Annotated in this window: 6 protein-coding genes; 2 read left to right on the forward strand and 4 right to left on the reverse strand. The window is 40.2% G+C overall.

Annotation, left to right across the window (positions count from 1 at the left end; genetic code table 11):
* Positions 1-4 precede the first annotated feature (4 nt).
* Both B4Z90_RS07645 and B4Z90_RS07650 read left to right on the forward strand, forming a co-directional pair.
* Positions 5-391: a hypothetical protein gene (locus B4Z90_RS07645; protein ID WP_286801763.1), complete on the forward strand. Its 387-nt coding sequence runs from the start codon at positions 5-7 to the stop codon at positions 389-391.
* Positions 388-1,920 carry a sulfatase family protein gene (locus B4Z90_RS07650; RefSeq protein WP_286801765.1) on the forward strand — a complete coding sequence of 511 codons (1,533 nt, stop codon included), beginning with the start codon at positions 388-390 and terminating at the stop codon, positions 1,918-1,920. Before B4Z90_RS07645 ends, B4Z90_RS07650 begins: the two co-directional genes overlap by 4 nt.
* A gap of 95 nt (positions 1,921-2,015) precedes the next feature.
* On the opposite strand, the gene B4Z90_RS07655 is transcribed toward B4Z90_RS07650, so the two are convergent.
* The 4 genes from B4Z90_RS07655 to B4Z90_RS07670 all read right to left on the reverse strand — a co-directional run bounded on the left by B4Z90_RS07655 (position 2,016) and on the right by B4Z90_RS07670 (position 10,784).
* Entirely contained in the window at positions 2,016-3,683 is a 1,668-nt protein-coding gene (locus tag B4Z90_RS07655) for a beta-N-acetylhexosaminidase (RefSeq protein WP_286801766.1), read from the reverse strand.
* A 4-nt stretch (positions 3,684-3,687) separates the two neighbouring features.
* Positions 3,688-5,190, reverse strand: a complete 1,503-nt coding sequence (locus B4Z90_RS07660) for an alpha-L-fucosidase (protein WP_286801769.1) — start codon at positions 5,188-5,190, stop codon at positions 3,688-3,690.
* 85 nt (positions 5,191-5,275) lie between these two features.
* Positions 5,276-7,267 carry a RagB/SusD family nutrient uptake outer membrane protein gene (locus tag B4Z90_RS07665; protein ID WP_286801770.1) on the reverse strand — a complete coding sequence of 664 codons (1,992 nt, stop codon included), beginning with the start codon at positions 7,265-7,267 and terminating at the stop codon, positions 5,276-5,278.
* A 10-nt stretch (positions 7,268-7,277) separates the two neighbouring features.
* Positions 7,278-10,784, reverse strand: a complete 3,507-nt coding sequence (locus tag B4Z90_RS07670; RefSeq protein WP_286801771.1) for a TonB-dependent receptor — start codon at positions 10,782-10,784, stop codon at positions 7,278-7,280.
* Positions 10,785-10,981 lie beyond the last annotated feature (197 nt).

Raw genomic sequence — 10,981 nt, forward strand, 5'->3', positions numbered from 1 at the left:
AAACATGAAGACAGTTAAATTGACTACAAAAAATATTTTTTTCTTATGTTGCGTTGTTCTATTATTCTTAGTTGGCGCATGTAAGAAGGAAAACCTTCCCGTCAAACCGCAGCGCGGTCCCTTTAGCGTGAGCAGTACATTGACGGCAGAAGTTAGCAAATCTGCGAATACGTATACACTTACCATCGATGGTCATACAAATGGCTGGTGGATCACGCTACCCGATAATGTCCAATGGTATACCGTCGAACGCAAATATGGCTCCGGAAACGTAACTCAAAAAATAACGATAAAAGCCAACGACAGTGGCGTTGATCGCCAGGGATGGGTAAAGATCAGCTCCACCTCAAAAGAAGAAACAACAATCAATTTTAAACAGAAAGCACAATGAAACTAAAAACGCTCTTATTTGCATTCCTTACACTGCCACTATTTAAACATGCTTCTGCACAAAAAAAGCCCAATATAGTCATTATTATCTCGGATGACCATGCATACCAAACCATTAGTGCCTATGGATCGAAATATGGGAAAACACCGCAGATAGACCGCATCGCCGATCAGGGGGCAATATTCAGAAATGCATTTGTCAATAATTCCATCTGTGGCCCCTCTCGCGCTACGCTGCTGACCGGAAAATACAGCCACAAGAATGGATTCAAGGATAATGAGACCTCCGAATTCGACTTCAGTCAGGATCTCTTTGTGAAGCAATTACAAAAGGTTGGTTATAATACAGCTTGGGTCGGCAAAATCCATTTGGGAGACAAATTACAGGGTTTCAACTATTATGATATTCTTGTTGGTCAGGGCACCTATTTTAATCCGGATTTTATCAGTAAACAGGGTCGTAAACGTGAAGAAGGATATGTATCTGATATCGTGACCGAAAAAGCAATGAACTGGCTAGATACCTTGGACTCCAACAGACCTTTCTGTTTGGTCATCGGCCACAAGGCGACACACCGTACCTGGATGCCAGATCCTAAAGATTTTGGCACCTATGATTCCGTAAATTTTACGCTACCAGAAACTTTCTATGATAATTACCGAAGCAGAGAAGCAGCAGCACTGCAGGAAATGTCTATTGATAAGGACATGAAGATGGGCTATGATCTAAAGATGTTCAAATCATTGGAGGACATGATGGCTGACGGTAATTTTAAGCGGATGAATCAAGCCCAAAAAGACAGTTATATCGCCTATTACCGCCCTATTTATGATAAGCTAAAGCAGGGTAATCTGACGGGAAAACAACTTGCCGAATGGAAGTTCAGACGTTATATGATCGATTACCTTAATACAGCTGAGTCGATGGATCGAAATATTGGCAAAGTACTGGATTATCTAGACCAAAAATCACTGACTGAGAATACCATTGTCATTTATCTTTCCGACCAAGGTTTCTACATGGGCGAACATGGTTGGTTTGACAAACGCTGGATGTACGAGGAATCATTTCGCACACCATTGGTAATGCGCTACCCAGCTCTATTGCATGCGCATTCAACCATTGACGCGAAAGTTGTCAATGCCGATATCGCACCTACATTATTGGAACTCGCCGCCGTCAAGAAACCTAATGATATGCAGGGTGAGTCTTTTGTCCACGTACTTAAAAATAACAACGAAGAACATCGTAAGGACTTATTCTATCATTATTTTGAAAACGGAGAACATGCCGTGAGCCCACACTTTGGAGTACGGGATGACCGCTATAAATTGATCCGCTACTATAAACGTGTAGAAAACTGGGAATTATTCGATCTTGAAAAAGATCCTCAGGAGCTTCACAATGTGTACGCCGATCCTGCATACCGCGGCATCGTCAAAATAATGAAAAAGAAACTTGTCAAGCAAATGCGTAAGTTTGATGATAAAGAGGCCGAGGCTATTTATAAAGTTAATATCGAACACTAAAATACTTGGGGTATCCGATATATCGGATACCCCAAGTATTGTTTACAAGCATATCACAGCACTGAAAAAGAAAAAAATCCGAAGCTGAGAATGGCTCAATATTTTATGCGTTGATGAAGCTTATTGAAGCGCAAGCCCTGGTGTGTCCAATAGGTATAATGCCACTGGTTTAGCCGCTCCACGAATAGATCAAAATTGTGTTTTTCAAACGGCGTCCAGGTCACTTCAGCTAATGCAGCAAGTCGAGGCAACATCATATATTCAAGCTGTTCTAATGAACTGATATGTTCAGTCCAAAGCGCAAATTGTACCCCTTTAATATAACGATGCTGTTTTTGATCCAAACTTACTGTAAATGGATTATATTGATAAACGTTTTCTAAGGTATTGATTGAGTATTTCGCCGCCAAGGGCTCACTCGCAGGATCTATTTGATAACGATTGAAGTATAAAGGATTACTTGGAGACATAATTACATCGTGGCCCATTTTAGCAGCCGCAATTCCTCCTTGTTCACCACGCCAACTCATGACTGTGGCTGAAGGTGCTAATCCGCCTTCGAGTATTTCATCCCAACCTAGTAACTGTCTTCCATGTGCATTGAGAAATTTTTCCATCCGTCGTATAAAATAACTTTGGAGCTGCTCCTCATGTTTTAAGTTTTCTGCCTTCATTCGTTGTTGGCATTTTACACAAGCTTTCCAGTGAGTTTTCAGTACCTCATCACCACCAATGTGAATGTAAGTCGATGGAAATATAGTGAATATTTCATTGAGCACATCTTCCAAAAAACGAAATGAGCTATCATTACCTGCACAATATTCCTGATTAGGTGAAGGTGTAGGATTAAATTTGTTAAAAATAGCTGAATTTGGAACAGGTTGTTCTAATTGGGTGCAAGAGAATTGAGGATAAGCTGCTAAAGCAGCACCAGAATGTCCAGGCATCTCAATTTCGGGAATAACCATAATATTACGGGCGGCAGCATAAGCAACAATTTCTCTTGCTTCAGCTTGAGTATAAAATCCGCCATATTGATAAGTATCCTTCCAATTAAGAGAAGAATCTTGCGCATACCATATACTTCCATTTACTTCTTGACGCCAAGATGCTAAAGAAGTTAATTTAGGGTATTTCTTTATTTCGATCCTCCACCCTTCATTGTCCGTAAGATGCCAATGAAATACATTCAGCTTATAAAGAGCGAGTAGATCCAAGATACTTTTTATCTCCTCCGTTCCATAAAAGTGACGACTGACATCCAACATCATACCTCTCCACGCAATCTTTGGATAATCTTTCACTCGCATCGCGGGAATTCGTACCATTTCATTAGTGCGAAAAGCAGGAAGTTGTTGGACAATTGTTTGTACGGCATAAAATAATCCTCTTTCTGTATTAGCAACTATCTTTATCTCGGAGGGATTCACTTCTAAGATGTAACCTTCTTCACCAATAGTATCCAATTTCTGTAATGAAAACATGATTTTTTTAGTACCTTTTCTATAGTCGCACAACTCATAACCACACACCTTCTTAATTATATTACCGAAATAGAGTTTTAAAAATTTTGATTTTTCCGTATTGGGGAAAATCACTGCTGTATTTTCGTCAATGGTAAAATAGCCCTTTTTTAATTCAATTGAAACTGGTTCAGGGATAACTCTAATTTGTGCTTTAACCGGAAAAAATCCTCCTGAAATTCCTATAAAGAGGGAAAAAATTGCTCTTAATAAAAAAATAAGTTTAATTTGTTTTTTCATATCCTTATTCAAATAATCCACTATCATTGAAATACAGTCCCAACTGTTCTATCTGCGGGTTTAGACGAGATTGTAAAATGTTGATTCTTATCTTCTGGGCATTAACTGTAGGAAAGGTCAATAACCGTTTGTTACCGATAGTAGTACCTTTCGACACTTCTTTCCAGACGCCATCTTTCCATACTTCCAAATTAAATCGCTCCACACGTTGGCCTAAAGCAATGCTTTCCTGTAGGGAGAGAACGTTAAACGCGGTTGCCTTAGGTAGGATATATTCAAAAGTTGCTGTGCTGATTTTTTGATCTTTCGTCGTCCAGAATGGCATTTTTTTCCATTTTTTTAGAACGAGGCCTGCAGTATGGAGTTTAGCTTTGCTTAAAAGATTTTTCGAAAATAATGCTGTGCGCCAGTCATTCCACTTTTTTAAATTTACAGCATCTACCGAATGAATCAAGCCTGCAGTTGTTGGTGGAATATTAAGCAACAAGACACCATTTTTCCCTACCGAATTAAAATAAATATCCATCAACTTACCCGGGCTTTTGACTTTGTTATCCTCTTCCTCGTGATAGAACCATCCCGGGCGTATAGAAACATCAGTTTCCGCTGGGTACCATACCAGGCCTTTTGCCTCTTTGATTCTTTCTCTGCTCCCAAGATCTTTATTACGCATATCTCCGGCCGGTTTAATATTCATCTGCTGTTGCGATCCAGCAGCTATATGATTTTGCGCTAGGTTACTAGCAGGTACAACTGACCATTCTGTGTCCCTACCATAGCCCGTTTCTGTACCGACCCATCTTACATCGGGTCCCATTACTGCGATAACGGCCTCAGGTTGTTTTTCACGTATAACCTGATAATAACGATTCCAATCGTATTCCTGCTTTTTACCGTTAGGTCCCTCTCCGTTAGCACCATCAAACCAAACTTCATCAATCTGACCATATCGGGTCAGTAATTCGCTCAATTGGGCAACAAAAAAATCATTATAAGCTTCTGACCCATAAGAAGCCTCATGTCGATCCCAAGGGGAAAGATATACCCCTAACTTCATATCATATTTTTTACAGGCCGCAGCTAGTTCGCCAAAAACATCTCCTTTTCCCTTTTTGTACAGAGAATTTTTAACCGAATAGTCTGTTGTATTCGTTTGCCAGAGACAGAAGCCATCGTGATGCTTCGCGGTAAGAATCAAAAGTTTAATTCCACCTTCTTTTGCTGTCCTAACCCATTGTTCTGCATCTAATTGTGTCGGGTTAAATAATTTTGGATCGTCTTTCCCTTCACCCCATTCCTTATTTGTGAAGGTATTGATCCCGAAATGGAGAAATCCGGTCACTTCCAGCTTTTGCCAATCAAGCTGTCTTTGGGTCGGTATCACGTTGGCTGCCTTGGTTACGATAGCAGATTCTGGCTCTCCGGGTTGTAAGGCAATCATATTTTGAGCCGCAGCATCAAATACCGCTGCCAATAATAGTAAAGTAATGATATTAATTTTCTTCATTTTATATCTATAGGACAAAAATAAGATAGCCGGAATAATCTCCGAACTATCTTATCTTCAAAATTTTCGTAAAGGTTCCGACCAATTATTGATTGGCCCCCTGATTGGCAACTAAAGGCCAATTCGGGTTTTGATAGATAATTGAACCAGCTGGACTACCATCTGTCGAAGTTATGCTCAAATGACTTATGGCTATGGGTGACAAATAATGCGCACTGGTCCAACTATAGCCATTTAGAACAAGATTGTTAGCCGAAAGATTAATCCGATAGGGTCTTAAATATTGGCTTTCCTGGGGTGAAGATACATTTGCGGTTTTTCCTGCTGTGCCCGGTACGATTAAAGTAGAGACGCCCTTATCTTTGTACCAGTCCTGCATAGGCCCCCACAGCCTCATCCCTTCAATAATGTATGGATTGTTTGCTAGCTGATCAAGCGCCCGCCAACGCCTAAGATCATTAAATCTAAATCCCTCGGCAATAAGTTCCAAACGGCGTTCTCTTCTAATATTATAAAGAATTTTATCGGAAAGTAACTGTCCGGCTGAATATGCAGCGAAGTCACCTTGAGCTTCCTTTTGCATTTCGGTCGCGTTTACGGTTGCCATAAAATCTGTATTTACGCCTGCTCTTTCTCTTATTTTCTTCCAGTAACTGTTGGCTTTTGCATCGACTACTCCCTTTGCAAGATAACTTGCTTCAATATAGTTTAAATAAGCCTCAACAGCACGAAATATAATGGAGCCTGTAGTACCAGTCTGCCCCTCAGCTTGGGCAAAAAGGTAACTCATTCCTTTTTTCAAAGCGTAACCTGTCACGTACCGTGTCTCTGCCAAGCCAATAATATCGGGTCTAGGCTCTGTCTGTACAGCACCGGTTGAAGAAGTCTGGTTGGTATAACTCAATTCCCCAGGTGCCTTCATGAATAGCTGTAATCGGTTATCCCGATTTTTTTTGACAAGGCTGATGGAATCGTCGCCTGCATAACCCGAGTTTGAAGCATAAATAGGTAGTCCGTTTTTCATGGTAAAATTTTCCACAAGACCTCTTGAATATCCGGAATTTCCGCCATTTCGATTCATGTAATGATTTACAGCATGGGTAATTCCTAAAGGCATTGAATAACTCCGCCATAAAAGCACTTCACTGTAGCCATTTAAATTCTCGTCGCCAAACATTTTGAAATAGGGGTTCGAAGATGAATTATAACCATCGTCCTTTGTATTTCCGACAAGTTCGACTGCATCGGCTACCTGAGCGGCGGCTGTCATCGACTGTTCTAAGAAATAATTGATCTCACTATCGATATTGATCGAAAAATTTGGGTGCGATTTTGCACCGGGCCAGCCAGTTCCACCAGGGACGAAAGCAGTTCCTTTATGGTATTTTAGCCAAGAGCCTTCAAATAACCCTACACGAGATTTAAAAAGTAAAGCGGCCTTTTTTGAAATACGGTTCTTCCCGTCAGGAGCTACATCGTTCAATAATGTAATTGCCGAATCCAAATCAGAAAGAATAAATCGAACCACCATATTTCTAGGTTGTCGAATGGAAGCAGCCGTCAGCTCTTCCATATTATCTTTAAGTGTATTTCGAACAATCGGAAAATCACCAAGCGCCTGCACTTTATTAAAATATTCATACGCTCTCAAAAAATAGGCTTCACCCACATAATGAGTTATATTTGCTGAATTGCCCGTTAACTTACCGTTCTTCCATTTTGGGAGTACCTGTTCAAGAAAATAGTTCAACTGCCTAATCTGAGTAAAATCCCAATCACCGCCCGAACTCGGCACACGCCATTCTCCAGGTACCCAACGTGTCGAATAACTTGAAGTCACCTGGTTGTCTGTACCGTTATCGTTAGCAAATGTACCAAGGCCCCAGCCAGAATGGGATGGAAAGGCATAACGGCCAACCGTGTATGCGGCCAAATCTGCTTCGGTATTTAAATATTCCTGCGGTGTTACATTGGATAAGGGTTCTCTATCCAAATACTTATTGCAGGAATGCAATGTGAACAACACGGTCATCGATAACAACCAAGAAATTGTGGAAAAATAATATGTCGTTTTCATATATATCGGTTTAAAAATTCAAGTTAAGGCCAAAAGAATAAGTCGTCGAAAATGGATATGTTTTTCCATCATTCCACCCGCCAAGTCCAACGGTTTCCGGATCAAAAACCTTAGCCATTTTGGTAAAAGTCAACAAATTCTCACCTGATGCATAAATACGAATTTTGGAAAATCCTATCTTGCCCAATAGTTGTGGAGAAAACGTATATCCAAATTGAGCATTCTTTAAACGTAAATAAGCAGCATTCTGTAAATATTTAGTTTGTGTTTGCTGATTTTTTGAAGTGTTAAAATAAGGTCTCGGTAAATAGGAATCTTTATTAACACCTAAAACACCGTTCTGTACCATCGTGGAATTCTCATCGCGGTAGAAGTCCATATTCTCAACAAAACCAGCGGATTGCCACATCCCGCCATTCGCTCCCCAAAAATATGGCCCATTGGGCATATAATCGCGCTTTCCAACACCTTGCAAGAAAATCCCTAAATCGAATCCGCTATAATTGAAATTTAAATCAAAACTATAACGATAGCGTGGGGCCGAATTTCCTATAATTGCAAGATCCCCTGGGTTCGCCAATGTATTGGCTCCATTATTAACCTGACCGTCCCCGTTGAGATCAGCATACATAATATCCCCAGCTTGCCAATTCGCCCCGAAAGACTGTTTGGTTTTAGCGAGGTGGGCAGCCATTTCTTCTCCGCTCTGTGCTATTCCTAAAGTTTGATATCCCCAGATCTCTCCATTCTTGCGACCATCGTACCAGGTACTCAGCGTACCTGTAGGATTAGGATATTTGGTGACTGTCTGACGATCATCGGAAAGGACAGCTCTAGCACTGTAATTCAATTTACCAATATGATCTTTCCAATTTAACTCAATTTCGAAGCCTTTGGAATTCATCTCGGCATTGTTTAAACGCGGCACAGCTGTGCCCAAAATAACAGGAAGCTCTGGTGCTGGTCCTATCATATCGAATGTATTCCGACGATAGACTTCAAGAGATAAACCTAAACGATTGGAAAGTACCCGCAGATCTAATCCCACATTCCAGCTTGAGACACGTTCCCAGGTCAAGGTAGAGGCAATAAGCCCAGGGGCACTGGCCGTATTTGTTTTTTGTCCATTCAAAAGCCAGGTACCATTAGCTATACTAACGGGCATTGTTGCATAAAAAGGATACCAATTGTCCGTATATTGGTTTCCCAGCTCGCCATAGGAACCACGCAATTTAAACATGGAAACATGCTCCTTAATAGGCCAAAATGACTCATTTGCTATATTCCATCCAGCGGAAACTGAGGGGAAGAGATTCCAGCGCAAGTCTCTTGGAAAACGTGACGAACCGTCGTATCGTCCGTTAGCCTCAAAAAGATACCTATCTTTGTAGCTATAGTTTAATCGTCCAAAAAAACCAGCAGTAGCCCAATGTTGGTAGCCCCCAGAAGCCCTGGGATTGGTGGTGGCAGTATTCAATGTCGGAACATTATCTGTGATCAGATCGCTCATGCTTCCATTAAGATCTCTATACTTATTGAGCTCTGAATTGAAACCAGCCAAAATTTTGAAATGATGATCAGCGTTGATGTCAAAGGAATAATCTGAAAAGAAATTTGTACTGAAATATTCGTCTTTGCGATTGTATTCCGAAACATTGGTATATCCAGCAGCATTGTACCCTACCGCAACAGGAAATGGATTTCCTTTTGCATCATTTGAATAAGCTCTCAAAATTTCGGCATGGTCATTTTGACTTGTAATACGATAATTGACATTTCCTGTTATATTCCAATTTTTGATTGGCTGATAATGTAATTGTAGCTGCTGATAAAGAAAATCTTTCTGAAATTTAGAACGTCCTCCTTGCTGGAGCTGCAATATTTCACTTGGTTCGGAATAATTTCCATTTGGGTCGTACAAAGGTATCGTAGGCCATCTTCTCGCTATATTATGATAATATAAATCATTCATATGACTTGCTTTTTCGTAGTCTTCACGTACAAAACGCGTATTGTACATGAGGTCTACCTTATCGCTAATCTTTGCATTGATTTTCGTAGCTATCGAATATCGTTGAAAATTGTCATTAGCAAACCTGTTCAAGCCATTTTGATCCATGTAATTTGCTGAACTATAAAAATTTAGCTTTTCAGTACCGCCATTCAAACTGAGCGTGTGTTCATGGGAAGTTGTAAAATCCCTGTAAAACTCTTTAAACCAGTTTGTATTCCCATTAGACCCTGTATAGTATTGAAATCTGTCACTCGTATTTGGGGTAGTCGTCGTTTCTATTTCTCCTCTTTGATAAGCTTCAATTCGTTCCAATACTTCCTGAGAAAATTTTGCACCTTCACCATCGTTTGCTGCCACTTCGTTGAAATAATACGCAAATGTTTTGGAATCTAACATCGTGGGTAGCCCCCTTGGCTTACCCAATCTTATATTATTGTTATAATTTGCTGTTATCTTACCCGATTTTCCAGATTTTGTTGTAATGAGGATAACTCCAAAAGGTGCCCTTGACCCGTAAATAGCAGAAGCTGCTGCATCTTTAAGTACGGTGATATTTTCAATATCCTGAGGATTTAGCGCATTCATATTGCCTTCCATCCCATCAATTAAAACCAAAACTGACGAACTCGACCCTACGCCTATCGTCCCCGCACCACGGATATTGACGCTTAGATTTTGATTTAGTTCACCCCCCAGTCCGGTTGTCTGCAAATTCAGCCCAGGGATCATGCCCTGCAGGGCCTGTCCAACATTCTGCACAGGTCTTGACTCTAACTCTTTACCGTCAAGAGACGAAACCGCACCAGTCAAATTTGCCTTCTTTTGTGTTCCGTACCCTACTACAACGACTTCTTCCAACGCCCTATCCTGACTGGACATTGTCAACATCATTGGGTTGCGACTCGCATTTTCGCTTAAAGAAGCATACCCCACATAGGAAAAATCCAAAATGGATTTTTCATTTGCAACTTTTAAAGTAAATGTTCCGTCTTCTGCTGTCAATACAGTATTTGACGTACCTCTTTCTGTCACGGTCACACCCGCAATTGGTTTTCCCGATGCATTTAAAACTGTACCTTTAATCTCTATCTTTTCTGATTTCCGATCTGGGATATTTTTAAAACTAGCCCTTTCCTGCGGTTTAACAATAATAGTCTTGCCTTCAATCACAAAATCTAGATCCTGCTCCGTGAGCGCTTTTTTCAACACTAACCTCAAATCCAATTTGGAACCAGAATAAGAGATTAATTTTTTGTTTTGCAAAATATCAGAATCATAAATAATCTGATATCCCGTTTGTTTACGTATCTCTTTTAGTACTTCTGTTAAGGTGGCATTTTTTAGATTAAGGTTTAATTCTTGTGCCTTGGCTAAGGGAAGGCTTTGGAGAGCTATCAAACCGAGGATAGTTCCTATTTTTGACGATCGCTTTAAAAAAGTTAAAGCAGATTTGTCCCGAACAAACCCAAATTTGTTTTTTCTCAGGTGAAATTTTTTATTCATATTTTTAGGTTTTATTGTAAAAGGGGCATTATCCCCATTCTTACAATAAAGAGTCTCCCAAATGCGATTACCCTAAAAACTTTTTCAAAAAATTAATTCATGATCTTTTAACGTGATGTTCAAATTGCCTGATTTTTTTATGAGATCCAAAATCTCAGAAAACGAGCGATCTCTCTTAAGAAAAAGTGTAAAATTTC

Source organism: Sphingobacterium sp. UBA5639 (genome assembly GCF_002421245.1).
GTDB classification, from domain to species: Bacteria; Bacteroidota; Bacteroidia; order Sphingobacteriales; family Sphingobacteriaceae; genus Sphingobacterium; species Sphingobacterium multivorum.